This is a genomic window from Campylobacter iguaniorum, assembly GCF_000736415.1.
Lineage (GTDB): Bacteria > Campylobacterota > Campylobacteria > Campylobacterales > Campylobacteraceae > Campylobacter > Campylobacter iguaniorum.
This window is the reverse complement of record NZ_CP009043.1, coordinates 418,187-434,702: the sequence shown is the minus strand read 5'-3', so window position 1 is coordinate 434,702 and position 16,516 is coordinate 418,187. Positions and strand designations below refer to the sequence as shown.

The 16,516-nt window shown below is 34.2% G+C and carries 17 protein-coding genes; all 17 read right to left on the bottom strand.

Annotation, left to right across the window (positions count from 1 at the left end):
* Nucleotides 1-18: 18 nt before the first annotated feature.
* Nucleotides 19-1,047, bottom strand: a complete 1,029-nt coding sequence (locus CIG1485E_RS02245) for an OmpA family protein (protein ID WP_038453259.1) — start codon at nt 1,045-1,047, stop codon at nt 19-21.
* Between the two features lie 292 nt (nt 1,048-1,339).
* Nucleotides 1,340-1,729 (bottom strand): 30S ribosomal protein S9, encoded by a 390-nt coding sequence (gene rpsI, locus CIG1485E_RS02240; RefSeq protein ID WP_038453257.1) that lies wholly within the window; start codon nt 1,727-1,729, stop codon nt 1,340-1,342.
* Between the two features lie 2 nt (nt 1,730-1,731).
* Nucleotides 1,732-2,157 carry a 50S ribosomal protein L13 gene (rplM, locus tag CIG1485E_RS02235; protein ID WP_038453254.1) on the bottom strand — a complete coding sequence of 142 codons (426 nt, stop codon included), beginning with the start codon at nt 2,155-2,157 and terminating at the stop codon, nt 1,732-1,734.
* Between the two features lie 83 nt (nt 2,158-2,240).
* A complete protein-coding gene (locus tag CIG1485E_RS02230) occupies nt 2,241-5,039 on the bottom strand; it encodes a RecB-like helicase (RefSeq protein ID WP_038453251.1) in 2,799 nt (932 codons plus the stop codon).
* Entirely contained in the window at nt 5,036-7,396 is a 2,361-nt protein-coding gene (locus tag CIG1485E_RS02225) for a PD-(D/E)XK nuclease family protein (protein WP_038455512.1), read from the bottom strand. Before CIG1485E_RS02225 ends, CIG1485E_RS02230 begins: the two co-directional genes overlap by 4 nt.
* A complete protein-coding gene (locus CIG1485E_RS02220) occupies nt 7,377-7,910 on the bottom strand; it encodes a hypothetical protein (protein WP_038453249.1) in 534 nt (177 codons plus the stop codon). The genes CIG1485E_RS02225 and CIG1485E_RS02220 overlap by 20 nt, the downstream gene beginning before the upstream one ends.
* A gap of 3 nt (nt 7,911-7,913) precedes the next feature.
* Nucleotides 7,914-8,474, bottom strand: a complete 561-nt coding sequence (locus tag CIG1485E_RS02215) for a hypothetical protein (RefSeq protein WP_231723686.1) — start codon at nt 8,472-8,474, stop codon at nt 7,914-7,916.
* Nucleotides 8,475-8,608: 134 nt separating this feature from the next.
* Nucleotides 8,609-8,827: a DUF4006 family protein gene (locus CIG1485E_RS02210; RefSeq protein ID WP_038453247.1), complete on the bottom strand. Its 219-nt coding sequence runs from the start codon at nt 8,825-8,827 to the stop codon at nt 8,609-8,611.
* A gap of 1 nt (nt 8,828) precedes the next feature.
* A complete protein-coding gene (locus CIG1485E_RS02205; RefSeq protein ID WP_038453245.1) occupies nt 8,829-9,695 on the bottom strand; it encodes a cbb3-type cytochrome c oxidase N-terminal domain-containing protein in 867 nt (288 codons plus the stop codon).
* Nucleotides 9,692-9,916 (bottom strand): cytochrome c oxidase, cbb3-type, CcoQ subunit, encoded by a 225-nt coding sequence (locus CIG1485E_RS02200; protein WP_038453242.1) that lies wholly within the window; start codon nt 9,914-9,916, stop codon nt 9,692-9,694. The genes CIG1485E_RS02205 and CIG1485E_RS02200 overlap by 4 nt, the downstream gene beginning before the upstream one ends.
* Before the next feature lie 9 nt (nt 9,917-9,925).
* Nucleotides 9,926-10,591 carry a cytochrome-c oxidase, cbb3-type subunit II gene (ccoO, locus tag CIG1485E_RS02195; RefSeq protein WP_038453240.1) on the bottom strand — a complete coding sequence of 222 codons (666 nt, stop codon included), beginning with the start codon at nt 10,589-10,591 and terminating at the stop codon, nt 9,926-9,928.
* A gap of 10 nt (nt 10,592-10,601) precedes the next feature.
* Nucleotides 10,602-12,068: a cytochrome-c oxidase, cbb3-type subunit I gene (gene ccoN, locus CIG1485E_RS02190; protein WP_038453238.1), complete on the bottom strand. Its 1,467-nt coding sequence runs from the start codon at nt 12,066-12,068 to the stop codon at nt 10,602-10,604.
* Between the two features lie 159 nt (nt 12,069-12,227).
* The gene (locus CIG1485E_RS02185; protein ID WP_038453237.1) at nt 12,228-12,908 is read right to left on the bottom strand and encodes a response regulator transcription factor; all 681 of its coding nucleotides are present in this window, start codon (nt 12,906-12,908) and stop codon (nt 12,228-12,230) included.
* Complete coding sequence (locus tag CIG1485E_RS02180; protein ID WP_038453235.1) at nt 12,901-14,136, bottom strand: PAS domain-containing sensor histidine kinase; 1,236 nt, start codon at nt 14,134-14,136, stop codon at nt 12,901-12,903. Before CIG1485E_RS02180 ends, CIG1485E_RS02185 begins: the two co-directional genes overlap by 8 nt.
* A complete protein-coding gene (locus CIG1485E_RS02175; RefSeq protein ID WP_038453233.1) occupies nt 14,133-14,801 on the bottom strand; it encodes a sulfite exporter TauE/SafE family protein in 669 nt (222 codons plus the stop codon). The genes CIG1485E_RS02180 and CIG1485E_RS02175 overlap by 4 nt, the downstream gene beginning before the upstream one ends.
* The gene (gene carA, locus CIG1485E_RS02170) at nt 14,801-15,919 is read right to left on the bottom strand and encodes a glutamine-hydrolyzing carbamoyl-phosphate synthase small subunit (protein WP_038453231.1); all 1,119 of its coding nucleotides are present in this window, start codon (nt 15,917-15,919) and stop codon (nt 14,801-14,803) included. Before carA ends, CIG1485E_RS02175 begins: the two co-directional genes overlap by 1 nt.
* A complete protein-coding gene (locus CIG1485E_RS02165) occupies nt 15,919-16,470 on the bottom strand; it encodes a DUF507 family protein (RefSeq protein WP_038453229.1) in 552 nt (183 codons plus the stop codon). Before CIG1485E_RS02165 ends, carA begins: the two co-directional genes overlap by 1 nt.
* Nucleotides 16,471-16,516: the final 46 nt, after the last annotated feature.

Here is a 16,516-nt window from a genome sequence, read left to right as displayed (position 1 = left end):
GTAGGAATTCCATAAAGATTATTTTCTAAATTTAGCTTCAACGCGGCGGTTTTCAGCTCTACCTTCTTTAGTAGCGTTTGATGCGATTGGTTTAGCCTCACCAAAGCCCTCAGTTGTGATTTTGCCTTTAGATACGCCCATTTTTTCTAAGACTGCTGCAACAGCGTCTGCTCTTTTTACAGATAGTTTTTGGTTGTAAGCATCTGGACCAGTGCTATCAGTGTGACCCTCTAAGATAACTCTGTACTCTGGGTTTTTAACCATAACATCTGCAACTTCTTTGATTTTTGCTTCGTACTCTGGAGTAACTTTTGCGCTATCAAATGCAAAGTTTGCAGTTAAATTTAGACGGATAACTTTTTCGCAACCATATTCATCGACAACTACTCCAGCAGGAGTGCCAGGGCATCTATCTACATTGTCAAATACGCCGTCTTTATCTTCATCGCCAATAGCTGGTTTTACTTCAGTTTTAGCTGGAGCTACTGGAGCAACAACTGCTGCTGGAGCTGCTTTTACAGCCTCGCCAAATGATACTGCAAAACCTAAAGAGTAAAGGAATGTGCTATCACCTTGATTCCAATCAAGTAGATCTCTAGCCTCTGCTTTAAGAGCGAAGTTGTCTGTAACTTTGTATTTCAAACCAAGACCAGCTTGAGCAAATCCACCGTCATCTACATCGTTAGCTTCTTTTGTGAACTCTTGATATCCAAGACCCATTAAGCCATATATTGAGAATGCATCAGTTAAAGCAAAATCTTTGACAAGGTTAGCATAATATCTTCTTATATCTGTATCAAAGCCAACCGCACCTTTAGCTGTAGTTTCATAACTAACATTTCTAGAATAATCAAAACCAAGTTCGATTTGGCTTAATAAAAATGTATCTAAGTTTCTAGCGATTCTCAAACCTATAAATTTTTGATCGTCTATACCTTGAGTACCTTCTGGATGAGCATATCCTACAACTGGAGTAAACTCATAGTTGTAAGTGTTCGCACCAAACAATGCTGACGCTGCACAAAGTGCTATAGCAATTTTTTTCATTTTAATTCCTTCTTAAAATTTTCGGTATATATTTTATCATAATTTTTAAAATATTTTCTTTTATTTTTCTAAATTTAGATTGATTAACTTAAAAATGTACCGGGTTGTTAGGCTTAACTTCCCGGTAAATTATTACAAAAAGGAGGTTTATTGTTGGACAGTGAGAATTATATATGATTGCTTTTAACTTAACTATAATTTTTTATAAACTATTACTAAATGTAAGATTGAAATTTGGATGAATAAGAAAAAATTTGAAAGCCAAAAGGCTTCCAAATTTGAGTGATAAATATTATCTTTTTGAGAATTGTGGGCTACGTCTAGCTTTTCTACGTCCACATTTTTTACGCTCAACAACACGGCTATCTCTAGTAAGAAGACCTTGTGGTTTAAGAGTTGCTCTAAAATCTGCATCAATAGCTGCTAAAGCTCTTGAAATTCCGTGTCTTAAAGCTTCTGCTTGAGCTGAATAACCACCACCTAAAGTAGTAGCAGTGATATCCATAGAAGCCTCTTGTTTAGTTACAAGAAGTGGTTGAACAACTTTTAGTTTGATTGCTTCGTGTCCGCCAAGCCAAGTGTTTAGATCCATACCATTTACAACGATTTTGCCGCTACCTGGTTTTACCCAAACTTTAGCAACTGCTGTTTTTCTTTTACCTGTTGCGTATGTTGTTGCCATTATTATTTTCCTTCTTTAGCTATTTGAGCAGTATGTGGGTGTTCGCTTCCCTCATAAACTTTAAGTTTTTTAAGCATTTCTTTACCAAGTTTTGTTTTTGGAAGCATACCACGAACTGCAAGTTTATAAAGTTTTTCTGGTTTATTTGTTAATAAATCACCAAATTTCTCACTTTTAACGCTACCAAAATAGCCTGAATGTCTGTGATAAAGTTTTGCTTCAGCTTTGTTTGCACCCGTAAATTCAGCTTTGCTAGCGTTGATGATAATAACATAATCACCACAATCAACGTTTGGTGTAAATCCAGGTTTGTGTTTGCCACGTAGGTAAGTTGCAGCTTCAGTTAGTAATCTACCAAATCTCTTTCCAGCAGCGTCAAGAACGATCCAATCGCGTTTTACTTCGCTTGGCTTAGTTATATTTGTCATAATCTTGCCTTTTATTCTTTAATTAGAGTTGGAATTATATCTAAAGAAACTTAAAATATACTGAATTTAAGAATATTTTTAGATTATTGCATAACTTCTAGGATTTCGGCTCCGTCTTTGAGTATAAAAACTATAGCACCACTTATTTTGTACTCACCATAAATTTGCCTTAAAATGCCGATATATTCGCTCATTTGCTCTTGATTTTTTAAGATAAAATTCTTAGAGCTTTTATAGTCTATGATGACCATTTCATCTTCATTTATACAAAGCATATCTAGTCTTTTTATATTTCCTTCAAAGCCTATATCTTGCTCTTTAAATAGCTTTTTGCCTTTGATAATTGCTTGAAAATCTTGATTATTTATCAAATTTAGCACTCTTTGGCAGATTTCATTTATAGCCTCACCGCTTAGAATGCCACCAAATTTATTTATCAAAGCAGTCTTTGATAGCTCAAGGCTAGGCTTGTCAAATCTGGCAAGCATTTCTAACATATAGTGAAGTCCAAGCCCAAAATATATAGAATCAATATCTTTTGATACAGGTGCGTCGCTACTAGCCTTTACTACTTGTTTTGGCACTGGCTCAAAGCTATCAAGTGGTATAAAGTCTGTTTTGCTTTCTACTTTTTTGCAAACATCCATTTTTCCTATTTCTATTGGCTGCAAATTTAGATATTCTACGATCTTAGATGATGTTTCATAAGCCCTAAAAAACGATGGAGAATTACCGTTTGGATTTGAATTTACTAAAATTTGCAAGCTTTGTTTGGCTCTAGTGAGTGCGACATAAAGCTCATTTATGATATTTTCTTTTTCCAGATTTTCAATTCTGCTTTTTAGCTTTATGTAGCTTTCATCGCCAAGCGTTGATAGGATTTTATCATTTAGTTTTATATCAAGCTTATCTTCAAAGGTATCATAATCCATCAAAAACGGCTTGTCATCGCCTCTGCCTTTGTTTATCGTATCACAAACTATAACGTGACCAAACTGCAAACCTTTGCTTTTATGCACGCTCATCAAAGAAATCCCCAAATGCTTTGCGTCTGGGGCTGGCGTGGAGTTTGCATCAATATTGAAAATAAAATCAAATAAATTTTTATAATTTGAGCTTATCTCATAGAGTTTTAGCAAATTTTTATCAAACGGATCAATCCTTAAATATTTGGCTATAAACTTAAATATCGCTTCTAAACTATCATCTATCTTTAACTCTAGTTTTGGCGGGCAGTGACCTAAAAGCTCATTTATGCTTTGAGAGTAGATTTTATCTCCAAACAAACAAAACCGCGTAAACTCCGTAATAAGTCGAACTTTAGCTGAATTGATGAGTAAATTTGAGCCACCAGATGCCACTGGAATACCAGCTTTTTCTAAAAACTCTTTTATGAGCGTTGCGTTGTCATTTTTCCAGCAAAGTATGCAAATATCTTCAAAACTCACGCCACTGCTAACTAAAAAATCAACCCTTTGTTTTAGTGTCTGCAAAAAATTATCAAATTTAGTCTCTTTATTGTCTTTGCCATTTATCTCAAACTCATAAATCCCGACAAAGCCCTCAGAGTTGGAGTTTGGAAGCTGGGCTTTGTAGGCAAAATTTCCATTTTCATCGGCACCAAATTTCTCTTTAAATGTCTCATTTACGAAATTTACAATGGCTTTATCGCTTCTATAATTTATCTTTAGATTATCAAATTTAATCTGCTTAAAATCATACTTTAACTTTGAAAAAAGCTCCTTTTTACCACCACGAAAAAAATAAATACTCTGCTTGATATCCCCAACGTAAAAAAAGCTACCGATCCCATTTTGTCCATCTCCTGAAAGCGTCTCTTCGATGAGTGGCAAAAGTATCTTATACTGGACGACATTTGTGTCTTGAAATTCATCAATCAAGATATGTTTTATCCTGCCATCAAGCCTAAAATAGAGCATTTCTTTGTCTATTGCTTTGCTAAGAAGTCTCTTAACAAGCCTTGTGACATCGACAAAATCAAGCCTATTTTTTTCTGCAATAGTGCCAAATCTGCTATCTTCATAAAAAGATATGAACTTAAAAAATTGATTTATCTTAAACTTTTCTAAATTTGCATAATACTCTTTTAAAGCACGGATAAGCTCATCTCTAAGCTCTATAAATTTAGCATCCACAACGCTAAAATACTTTTTATTTGGAAAGTCATTTATGAGTGGTTTTTTTACCAGTTCGGCGAGTTTTGTTTCGCTAAAATTTGCTTGGTAATTTTTATCTTTAGACAAGGTGAGCGCGTATCTACTTAAAGTCTCGTATTTAGCCAAAACTTGGACGTCAAAAGGCATTTTACATTCAGTATAAGACGGATCATCAAGGCTTTCATAAAGCATTTTCAAAGTTGCAAAAAACGCAGTTTTTGACTCGTTGGTTGCTTGCATATAGTAAGCAACTGAAGATAAAAGATCATATTTAAGCAAATTTTTTAAGAATCTGTTTTTTACCTCATTATCGATATTTGCGCCACTTTCATAATCTGGCATAAGACCTAAATTTAAGCTAAAAAGCTTTAAAATCATTCCAAAAAATGCGTCAAAAGTAAGAATTTTCAGCTCACTTCTTAAAAAATTAGCCTTATATTTATCTCTTAAAGCAATGATTTGCTCGCGCTCTAAACCAAGCATTTTGCTAAGCTCATTAAGTTCGCCTGCACTAGTTTCCAGCTCGCAAAAAGTCTTAATGATGCGCTCTTTCATTTCGTTTGCTGCTTTTTTGGTGAATGTCAAAGCTAGGATTTTTGATATGTCGTTGCCTTGCAATACCAAAGCCACGTACCTGACTGAAAGCATAAAAGTCTTGCCGCTTCCCGCACTGGCTTCAAGGGCTAAAAATGGCTCAAAACTCATTTTAACTCCTTTTTACAAAACAGAGCATAATCGCAGTATTTGCACGTTTCACTTTTATTTGTACGTTCGAAACAGACCTCTTGGGTAAATTCATCCTTTAAGCTTTCTATGAGCGATCTCAAATCTTCTATAGTTTTTTTGCTGGATATAAACTCATTTTCTTTTATAGAGTAAAAATACCCCTCACACTCCACGCCATATAGTGCTTGGTAAAAGGCAAGCTGAAGCGAGCTTTCATCTATTTTGCCACTTTTATAATCGATCAGTCTGATCTCTTCGCCTATGTCTATCCTATCGATGACGCCTTCTATTTTGACGCCACAAAACTCATTATTTAGCTCTTTTTCGCACTCAGCGACCTTATATCCAAGCTTAAAATAGCTATTTTGAACCTCTGCAAATTTATCTAGCCTTAGCTCAAAAACGCTCATATCTAAAAGATTTTGCTGGTTTTTAAATTTATTTAGAATACTCAGAAACTCATTTTTATTAAAACTGTCTTTATGAGTTGTGAAGTAGAGCTGCAGTGCTGCATGAATAGTACTTCCAAGCTCATTACTTGTTGATTCTTGAGTGAAATTTCTATACTCTTTTAGCTTTAAAATGTATTTATAATAATACTTTTTTTTGCAAGCAAGATATGTATTTAGCCTTGAAAAAGAGAGGCTAGAGCCAAAAAAATCATGCTTGCAAACTGGATCTTCTGGCTTTAAATTTGGCTCAATTCCATCTAAATTTAATGCTTCTTGATAGTCATTTTGACTGTGTGTTAAATCATTTTCATAGGCAAAATCCATAGCAAATCTGCTTAGCAAAGACTCTTCATTTTTAGTGTAAGATATGCTAACTTGTTTTGCCCTATTTATCAAGCTTTCGTAATAAAATCTTTGTAAATTTTCTCTATCTTGGTGACTAATTAGACCTGATTTTTTGCGTATTACAGAGCTTAAAAACATCTCTTTTTGACTTTTTCTTGGGACAAAATTGTCATTGAAATCGACGATAATAACGCCCTCATAGTTTTTCGATCTACTTTCTAAAAGCCCCATAACAGTGACTTCTCCACCACCAACCATGCTTAGCTTAATATCTTTTAGCTTCATCAAAAATATCTCAAAAACAGTGGCAAAATCAAGGTTTACGCTAGATAAAAGCTGTTTTAAAACAAACAATTCGTTTTCTAAGATTTGCCCTACTTCATTTGAGATTTGCACGTGTGATTTTATCAAATCAAATAGCTCATAAAATCTCTCAAAAGTGCAGTTTGATCTATACATTAAGTTTAGATTTTTATAGAGTTCGTCATCAAATTTGAAGAAATTTAAAGTAGAGCTTAACTGATCTAAATCCTTAGCCAACTCAAGATAATTTTCCATTTTTTTATACATCAAATTTGAATCAAGCGCTTGTTTTAGGCTATCGCACAAGATAAATATATTTTGATAAGTCAAACTTTCGCCCATAGCGTAGTTTAGCATATCACGCTCATCAAGAGCTTTTAAAACTCTATAAAAATCCTCATCGGGCAAGATGACTGCTATATTTTTTGGCTCAATTCCACTTCTGATAAAATTAGAGATTTCATCAAAAATATATGCGCATTGGAGCGATCTAATGCTGAATTCTTTTAGTTTTATTTTGCTATTTTTAGGCGTTTTGGTTTGGGCTATGATTTTGTTTTGGCTCAAATTTAAAGTATACTCAAATCCAGTTTTAAGCTCCAAATTAGTTATATTTTCTATTGCGTTTATGAGTTTTTGGTTGTATTTGCTAGAGTTAAAATAAATATTTAAATCGCTGATTTTTGCGACTTCTTGCAAGACTTTCCAGTCAAATTTAGACAACATACCGTCTATTTTTAAGTGAATTTTATCAAACTGTTTTATGTAGCTTTCATTTATGCTAAATTTAGTGCAAATTGTTATATCATCGTAAAATCCATGCTCTTCTAAAAGCTTAAAATATAGATTTTTTAGCTCCTGTAATATGTCTAAATGCTCATCATAATTTGCATAAGTATCGCTATTTTTAAGAGTATCTATGCTGACAAACTCCCTTTCTAGCTCTTGAAAAAAAGAAAAAAGATAGCTACTATTTTTCAAAAATGCAAAAAATTCAGTGCTGATATTTAGCTCACTAGAGACTGCTTTTGTCGCTTTGGCAGCCTCTTGCATGATAAGAAGTCTGGTTGTATCTGTGGCTTTTTTTAGTCCATTTACCAAAAGAATTGTCTGGTTAAACTCAAAAATCGTTATGACTTTTGGAAGTAAAGAGTTCGTGCAATTTTGCTCTAAAAAGTCCCTAATATTTCTAGATGAGCTAAGGACGTAAAGTTCTCTATTTTGCGTATAGTTCAAATTTATAAAATCCCACGCTATCATCAGAGTTTATAAGTTTCATCATTATCTGCCACCTTCCAGCCTTGTCTAGATTAAATTTAGAAATGCTAAATTTACCATTTTCTAGGCTTGATTGCAAGTTTTGATTGAACTCATTTGTATCTGGACGAGTGAGCAACAAGCTTGCCTCCAAATTTGAGGCATTTGTATCAAAAATAATTTCCAAATCTTGGTTTAAATTTACAACTGGAACTACTTTTTTGCGTCTTAGAGTCTGGTCTGGGTTTTGATTTACAAGTCCATTTATGAGTATAGTTGCGTTTGTGTCAAATTTAATATCTTGTTCAAATTTAGCCTGTTTTATCTGTATTTCATTGTAACCATTTTCTACATTTTGATACTTGTCAAAGTAGAAATTATCCAAGTGAACTGGATAATCAAGTGAATAATAAATCGTATAAATGCAAGCACAAACTATCGCAAAAATCGACAACAAAATCCCATAAGGCCAAAAGCTTTTTTTAGTTTGCATACCCTACCTTTTAAATTTACGAATCATAAAAACGACTATAACTAAAATAATAGAACCGTATATGAGATACCTAAGTATGTTGATGGTATCTCGGTTTGAATTTCCTATAGAACTTTCTAGCTTGACGCCTTTGGAGCTTGCTATCCTATCGGCGACGTCTGCATAACCATTTAGCATAGCTGCGTTGTAGATATCAGTTTCTTTTTTTGAGACTAGAATAGGTATTATCGAGCCACTTTCTGGATATGGGCTAAGGACTGCTTCTTTATCAAAAAGTTTTAGCGCGTCATTTGAGCCAAATATATCTACTTTGCCGCTTTTTGCTCCAAGCTCTTTTGGAACAAGTGCAAGCACAACGTAAGATGGATCTTTTATGTAAGGTTCGATAAGAAATTCAAGTTTTTGTCCATCAAGTTTTGCAAATGTGATAAGATCAAATTTAATACCTGTTTTTGTTTGCAATTCCAAGCCTATAGTATCTAATTTATCTTTTACTGGAACGCTTAGAATATTTGCATTGTCTATCACAGTAGCATTGAGAGTGATTGTAAAAAGAGCGGCCAATAAGCCACTCTTAAAGATTGATGATAATCTCATCCTATAAAAAGATGATTTGGAGTTAAAACTGCCCAAGCAGTTATAGCTGCAGCTATGATAAGACCTGCTACAATTAACGTTTCTAAGATATTTGACATATTTTACTCCTTAATTACCATGACTTCTGATTCTTGCTTCATGCTACTTTTCATCTCTACAGAAGTTGGATTTGTTAGTTGATATGGTTTTTGCATAACGTCTTGTTGTGCGATTATACCCAAATATGTTAACACTCCCAAAATACTAAGAAGTAATACAGTCGCAATAAGCATTCCAGAAACTCCACTTAGACCAAAAACACATCTATTTGTATTTTCCATATTACTCTCCTTTTGATAGTGAAATAACATATTCACTAACTGCTTTTTCTTGAGTTGGATTTAGTATTCCTGAACCAGTAAATTTAGGCATAACACCTATGGCACCACTTTTACCACGGTTTAGAACATCTAATACAAATTTACTTGAACCATAAGTGCTTAGATCTGGAGACTGACCGTCCATACCTTTGCCGTCTTCACCATGACAAGCAGCGCATGTAGCCCATGCGACGCGTCCAGCTTCGACTAGATTTTCATTATTAGTCTTTTTGATAGCTGATATCTCTTTAGCAACAAAAGCTGCGATTGCTTTTGCTTCATCATTGCTTGCAGCCATACCGCCAGGCATTTCACCAAGTGGATACTCAAGACCTTTTGAGCCATTTACTATCGCGTCATATATAGCTTTTTCGCTTCCCCATATATTTAGGTCAGCTGCCTTGCCATTGATGCCATCGCCTGTGATACCGTGGCAGCTAGAGCATTGTACTAAGAAAACTTGTTCTCCCATTGCTCTTAACTCATCTATATTAGCATTTTCAAATTTCTTTTGGAAATTTTCATTATATGCTTTTACCTCTTCATTATACTCTCCGATTTGAGAATATGAATTTAGAGGATAACCAGCTAGGAAATACCATATAGCCCATATTATAAGCAAAACAAATGTAACAGCCCAACCAATTGGCAATGGGTTTTTATACTCACCTATGCCATCCCAGTTGTGCTCACTTAGTTCGCCACCTTCTTTTTTCGCTTTCATCTGCTTAAATAGTCTACCTACTACTATAAGTGTAAGTAGTATAATAACTATAGCACCAATTATAGAAAGCGAGTTTATATTATCTTCGAGATTAAACCATTTCATTTTTCAACGCTCCCTTTAGCATTACTAGTAGAAACAGTTTCCAAAACATCATCTCTTAGATCATCTCTAAGGGCTAAATTTGAATACTTTTCATAGTCTCTTCTACCAGTCTTTTCAGACTTTTTGAGATGAAACCAGTAGCCATAAAGCAATACAACCATAGCTATCAGTAAAACAAAATAACCATAAGCTTGAAGTTCTCTCATTGTTTCTACACTCATAATAAAACCTTATTTTAAGCTATTCAAGTATGCTATAAGAGCTACGATTTCGCGAATTTCACCACGCTCAAACGCATCTTTAACATCTTGATCTTTCATCTGTCCAACTATAGCTGCAGCCTCTTCTTTGGCCAAAGCTTTAGCCTCATCCCAACTACCAAGTTTTGGCATATTTTCTGCGTCATAAGGCACATTAAATACTTTCTTGATAGTGAAAGCCTCTGCATAAGCAGTTTCTATATCTGCATTTTTGTTAAACATATGTTTATATGCTGGCATTATAGTTCCAGGAACAACACTTGTTGGATCCTTCATATGATTTTCATGCCAGTCAGTACTTCTATAGTTACCTACACGCCAAAGATCTGGTCCAGTTCTTTTTGAACCCCATAAAAATGGTCTATCATAAGCATATTCACCACTAATTGAGTACATACCATATCTATCAGTTTCTGATTTGAATGGTCTAATAAGTTGTGAGTGACATGCATTACAACTATCATTTATGTATACTTGACGACCAGCAAGCTGTAAAACAGTATAAGGCTTTTTGCCCTCAACTGGCCTAGCACGATCTGCAAAGTCTGGTAAAATCTCTACCACACCAGCATAAGCTATAAATATAAACACAAATACCGCAAAAAAGAATGGATTTTTTTCTAACCAACTAAACATTCATTCCTCCTTACGCAGCCATCGGTGAAGCACTAACTGGCTCACGATCGATCGGCTTACTTGATGAAATTGATTTTAGTATGTTGTATGTAAACATAAAGAAGCCTACTAAGTACAACAATCCGCCTATTGCTCTTATCCAGTAGTATGGGATTAGAACTGTAACAGTATCTATAAATGAATAAGCAAGGTTACCGTATTCATCTGTAGCTCTCCACATCATACCTTGAGTAATTCCAGCTATCCACATAGAAGCGAAGTATAAAACTATACCAGTTGTTTGAATCCAAAATTGTGCTTCCATTAAAGATTTGCTATAAAGTTCTCTTTTGAAAACTCTTGGAGTCATGTGATAAAGTGCTGCCATAGTCATAAATCCAACCCAGCCCAAAGTACCATCATGAACGTGTCCTGGAATCCAGTCAGTGAAGTGTGCTAGTGCATTTACTGATTTGATTGAAAGGATTGGTCCTTCAAGAGTTGAGAACATATAGAATGTACTTGCTAAAACCATAAATTTAATAAGTGGATTCTCTCTTAGTTGTCCCCACTCGCCTTTCATAGTAAGAAGCATATTTATAGCAGATCCCCAGCTTGGTAAGATAAGAACTATAGAGAAGATTGATCCCATAGTTTGCATCCAGTCTGGAACTGTAGAATATATAAGGTGGTGACCGCCAGCCCATAGATAAACAAACATTAAGCCCCAAAATGAGAATAGTGAAAGTTTGTAGCTAAATATTGGCTGACCGCTTTCTTTTGGTAAGAAATAATAAATTTGAGCGATAATTGCAACAGTAAATACGAACGCAACAGCGTTGTGTCCCCACCACCATTGTACTAGAGCGTCATTACTTCCAGCATACATAGAAACAGAGTGCAACCAGCTACCCATTCCTGAAACAAGACGAGTTGGAACTTCCATGTTGTTGAATAAATATAGCATTGCAACGCCTAAGAATGTAGCTATATAATACCAAAGTGAGATATATAGAGTTTTTTCACGGCGTATTCCTATAAGTCCAAATATAGAAATTCCCCACAAAACCCATACTACAACTACAAGCAAATCTATAGGCCATTCAAGCTCAGCATACTCTTTTGAAGTAGATAAGCCAGCAAAAAGACTCACAACAGCCAAGGCAATTACTAAAACATAAAGCCAAAAATGTAGTTTTCCTATAAACATTAGGAATTTTGATTCGCTCATAGAGACTTTAAGTACTCTTTGACCGATATAATACCAGGTAGCAAATATACCTGACAACATAAACCCATAAACCACACCATTTGTGTGAAGTGGTCTTAGACGACTAAATGTTCCGTATTCACCAGCTAGGTAGTTTAGATCTGGATAGGCCATTTGAAAAGCTATCAAAGTTCCTATACCCATACCTACTATACCAAATATAATAGTGGTAAACATGAAGTACTTAGCGACTGAATAGTCATAATTCAATGCGTTACTTGGCTGCATCGAAAAGTTCCTCCTGTTAGAAATTTTTATGTTAAGCTGAAAAAAACATAACTTTGAAATTATAAGGTAAATAAAATATAAATTTTCTTAAAAAGATTAATTTTGTATAAATTAATCTTTTTAGATAGCCATAAAATCAGTGTTTGGAAATTAAAAAAATTAGAAATTTGTTTCTATTTTATAACCAAGACCTGGCACATTTTTAATTAAATTTGAACCAACTTTATCACGAATACGCTTTATAAATGTTCTAATCGCAGCGTCACTTACCTTTTCTCCGATCCAAACTGTATTTTTTATCTCTTCGTGAAGCACAAGCGTTCCAAGTCTTTTTACAAGTATAGAAATAAACGCCAATTCTTTTTTGGTTAGTGGGATTTCTACATCATTTTGTATCAGAACTCTTTTTGATTTGTTAAATGCGTATCCAGTACCGATTTCAATAATATTTGCACCACTTATCTTACTTGTGGCTAAAAATGATATAGCCTCAAACAACTCTTCCATATCTATTGGTTTGATTATGTATTTATCTATGCCGACATCTATGGCTTTTAGCAATTTTTCTTTTTCGCTAAATGCACTAAGAACGATTATTGGAGTATCTTTTGATATATTTCTTATGCCACTAGCCATATCAAGCCCATCCATAATAGGCATAGAGATGTCTGTTATTACGATATCTGGGTTAAATTTCTTAAATTTTTTAAGCCCTTCATCTCCATTTTGTGCCAATATGACTTTATTAAATACCGCCTCCATAGCACTTCCCATGCTATTTCTGATCTTTTCTTCATCCTCGACTAAGAGTACTGTTAAATTTTTAAGCATTTTATTCATCTTGATTTCCTTTATCCTCTTTTGTTGGTATATTTATTTCAAAACAAGTTCCGCCCTTGACATTTTTTACACTGATATCTCCATTTAATTTTTCGATAATTTTTTTATTCATATAAAGCCCAAGTCCAGTTCCTACGCTTGGATGTTTGGTAGTAAAATACGGCTCAAATATCTTATCTTTTACATCTTCTTTTATGCCGCCAGCATTATCACAAATTTTAATTTTTACATTATCTTTTAACTTTTTAATAGAGATTTTAATGACTTTATTTGTTATATTAACATCCCTAAAAGCATCTCTTGTGTTGGTAAATAAATTTACAAATACTTGAGTTAGCTCGTTTTTATATCCACTTACGCTAGCTTCTTTATCGCAGTTAAAATCAAGCTTGATATCCTCTTTTTCAAGCGTCCTTTGGAGCATTATGATAGCATTGTTTAAAGCCTCATAAACTGGAAAATTCTCCTTTTGGGTATTTGAATTAAAGAAATTTCTAAAGTCTTCTATGGTGTTGCTCATACCTTTTATTACTGATTTTGAGTGATCGTAAATTTCCATAAATTCACTATTTGGCTCGCAACTTTGTTTAAGCCTAAAAAGGTCTATACTAAGCTCGTTTAGTGGCTGTCTCCACTGATGAGCTATATTTGCTAGCATTTCACCCATATTTGCAAGGCGGCTTTGCTGAAACATCAATCTTGTTTTTTCTTCGTTTTTTACGACTTCTTGAAGTACTCTTTGCTCTAGATTTTTATTTAGATCTATAAGTTTTTTTGTCTGTTCGGCAACCTTTTGCTCCAAAGACGCGTTTAGCTCTTTTAGCTCATTTTGAGTTTTTAAAAGCCTCTCATTTAGCAAAACGACCTCAGTGACATTGTGCCTGATAGCGACAAATTCTTCTATATCCCCATTCTCATCAAGTATCGGAATAATCGTGGTATTTAAATAAAATGAGCTTCCATCTTTGGCTCTATTTTTGACTATACCTTTATGGACTTTTTTTGCAAGAATTGTCTTCCAAAGTATCTTGAAATTTTCACTTGGGACATCTGGATGGCGCACTATGTTGTGAGGTTTTCCGATAAGTTCTTCTCTACTATATCCACTAATCTTGCAAAACTCATCATTCACAAAAGTTATATAGCCTTCTATATCTGTTTTTGAAACGATATTGCTCTTATCTATAGCATCTTGGTATTGTTTTAACTTTACACTCAAATTTATCATTTTATAGCCATAAATCCTAAATATGCCAAATATATACCATAAAGCATTATAATACCGGCTGAGATATAGTTCATCTTTGATTTTAGCTCCCCACTTATCAAATTTACAAGTCCGCTAAAACCAAGCATCGCAGGAAGTGTCGAGACACCAAATGCCGCCATAACCAAAGCTCCATTTGCGATACTTCCAGCACTAAGTGAAAGTGCTAAAAAATAATAAACCACCCCACAAGGTAAAAGGCCATTTAAAAACCCAAGCAGCATAAACGCCAATATGCCGTCTTTTTGTATGAGATTTTTAAATTTAGGCATTATAAATTTTTGTGATATTTTGTCATTTTCTATAAATTTTAAAAGAGTTCCTCTTTTTATCAAAGCCACCCCTAAAACCACCATAAATAGACCAATAGCGAAAAACACGTATCCCTTTAGAATTACGCTTGCTATGACAAATGAGCCAAAAAGCCCAAATAAAATACCAAGCACCACGTAAGCTAGAATTCTGCTTATATGATAGCTGATATTATAAAGCCAAATTTGAGCTACAGGTTTTTTTGCAAGTTTAGCATTACAAGCGACCACAAATCCACCGCACATCCCAAGACAATGAGATATGCTAGATAAAAAAGCGACGCTAATAACGCTAAATATAGTTGCAAATTCCATTATAATATTTCTATAAATTTCTTAAATATATATTTGCTTTCGTTTGGACCGCTGCTAGCTTCTGGGTGGTGTTGGACTGAAAATACTTTTCCACCATGATATCTCACGCCTTCGATTGTATTATCAAATAGATTTCTATGAGTCACAGTAGCTACTTCGCAGATGCTTTCTGGGACATTATAATTATGGTTTTGAGCTGTTATTTCTACGCTTTTGGTTTCTAAATTTAACACCGGATGATTTGCTCCATGTTGGCCAAATTTAAGCTTGTAAGTCTCATATCCATAAGCATTTGAAAGCAACTGATGTCCAAGACAGATTCCAAACATCGGAATATCAGCAGCTATCAGCTTTTTGATTTCATTTATCTCATTTACAAGCATTCTTGGCTCGCCTGGACCATTGCTCAAAAACACTCCGTTTATCTCGCCTTTTTTAAATTTATCTATCAAAAACTCGGCTTTGACATCATGAGGATAGATCTCTACTTCAAGTCCAGCTTCACAAAGCTCATTTAGTATATTTCTCTTTACGCCATAGTCTATGACGGCTACTTTTTTGCCTATAGATTTTACATTTCCATAGCTCATTTTCTCTGGTTTCCAAGAGTTTTTTTCGTGATTATAAGGTTTTCTTGTGCTGACAATGCTCACATAGTTTATCTCTTCTATTTTTGCACTATTTTCAAGCTCGTGCTTTAAAACCTCTTTATCACTTATCTCAGTAGATACAAAAACACGCATATTTCCACTATCTCTTAGCATCTTTGTAAGATACCTTGTGTCGATATCATAAACGCCAAATTTACCTTGATCATAAAAAAACTGCTCTAAGCTCTTTTGACTTCTAAAATTACTAGGATTTTCATTAAAATTTCTTATGAAAATACCACTAGCGTGTATTTTAGCACTCTCTTGGTCGTCGTCATTTATACCAACTATACCGATTTCAGGCATTGTAAAAACTATAAACTGTCCAGCGTAGCTAGGATCTGTGATAATCTCTTCATAGCCAGTTAACGATGTGTTAAAAACAAGCTCTCCAAAAGCACTTCCGCTTTTGCCAAATGCCTTTGCTTCTAAATAAACACCATTTTCAAGATAAATATATGCCTTCATTAAATCATTCCTTTTTTGTGTAGCTCTTCTTCATATAATTTTTCAAAAATCAAATCGTATTCTTCGGTGCCTGGGATTAGCTTTCTTTTGTAATTATCAAGCTTATCAACTACTGTATCTTCTATGGCTTCATAGGTTTTTAGGTAGTTTTCTATAGAGTTATAAATTACATTTTTAACGCGGTTTTCAGATACGCTATAATCAATCAAGCTTTTTTTCCAAATTTGCTCTAAAATCTCGTGTGCGACGTGGCTGTAGCGATCTTCATAAGATAAAATCACGTCAAATTCTTTTGCAAGTTTTTTCTTGATAAGCCAAAACATATTTTTTCTATCAACTTGCATAAAATCCATCTCATTTTCATTTTGCTCTAAAACTGCTTTTACTTTTTCTTCTAGTGCTTTTTCTTTGTTTATATCAGTTTCTAAAATATCTTTAACGACCAAAGCAACCGGCTCTATGCCAGCACTAAATGTAACAAAACCACAGTTATAAAGATCAAGTCCTACTTTTCTTGCTATGTATGGAGCATGTGGTAATTTTATACGCATAAACAACCTTTCATTATTTTGTGACAATTTTAGCTAAAAAAATGTA

Coding starts and splice junctions, on each gene's coding strand:
- CIG1485E_RS02245 (WP_038453259.1), bottom strand. CDS start 1,047: ATGAAAAAAATTGCTATAGCACTTTGTGCAGCGTCAGCATTGTTTGGT.
- rpsI (WP_038453257.1), bottom strand. CDS start 1,729: ATGGCAACAACATACGCAACAGGTAAAAGAAAAACAGCAGTTGCTAAA.
- rplM (WP_038453254.1), bottom strand. CDS start 2,157: ATGACAAATATAACTAAGCCAAGCGAAGTAAAACGCGATTGGATCGTT.
- CIG1485E_RS02230 (WP_038453251.1), bottom strand. CDS start 5,039: ATGAGTTTTGAGCCATTTTTAGCCCTTGAAGCCAGTGCGGGAAGCGGC.
- CIG1485E_RS02220 (WP_038453249.1), bottom strand. CDS start 7,910: ATGCAAACTAAAAAAAGCTTTTGGCCTTATGGGATTTTGTTGTCGATT.
- CIG1485E_RS02210 (WP_038453247.1), bottom strand. CDS start 8,827: ATGGAAAATACAAATAGATGTGTTTTTGGTCTAAGTGGAGTTTCTGGA.
- CIG1485E_RS02205 (WP_038453245.1), bottom strand. CDS start 9,695: ATGAAATGGTTTAATCTCGAAGATAATATAAACTCGCTTTCTATAATT.
- CIG1485E_RS02200 (WP_038453242.1), bottom strand. CDS start 9,916: ATGAGTGTAGAAACAATGAGAGAACTTCAAGCTTATGGTTATTTTGTT.
- ccoO (WP_038453240.1), bottom strand. CDS start 10,591: ATGTTTAGTTGGTTAGAAAAAAATCCATTCTTTTTTGCGGTATTTGTG.
- ccoN (WP_038453238.1), bottom strand. CDS start 12,068: ATGCAGCCAAGTAACGCATTGAATTATGACTATTCAGTCGCTAAGTAC.
- CIG1485E_RS02185 (WP_038453237.1), bottom strand. CDS start 12,908: ATGAATAAAATGCTTAAAAATTTAACAGTACTCTTAGTCGAGGATGAA.
- CIG1485E_RS02180 (WP_038453235.1), bottom strand. CDS start 14,136: ATGATAAATTTGAGTGTAAAGTTAAAACAATACCAAGATGCTATAGAT.
- CIG1485E_RS02175 (WP_038453233.1), bottom strand. CDS start 14,801: ATGGAATTTGCAACTATATTTAGCGTTATTAGCGTCGCTTTTTTATCT.
- carA (WP_038453231.1), bottom strand. CDS start 15,919: ATGAAGGCATATATTTATCTTGAAAATGGTGTTTATTTAGAAGCAAAG.
- CIG1485E_RS02165 (WP_038453229.1), bottom strand. CDS start 16,470: ATGCGTATAAAATTACCACATGCTCCATACATAGCAAGAAAAGTAGGA.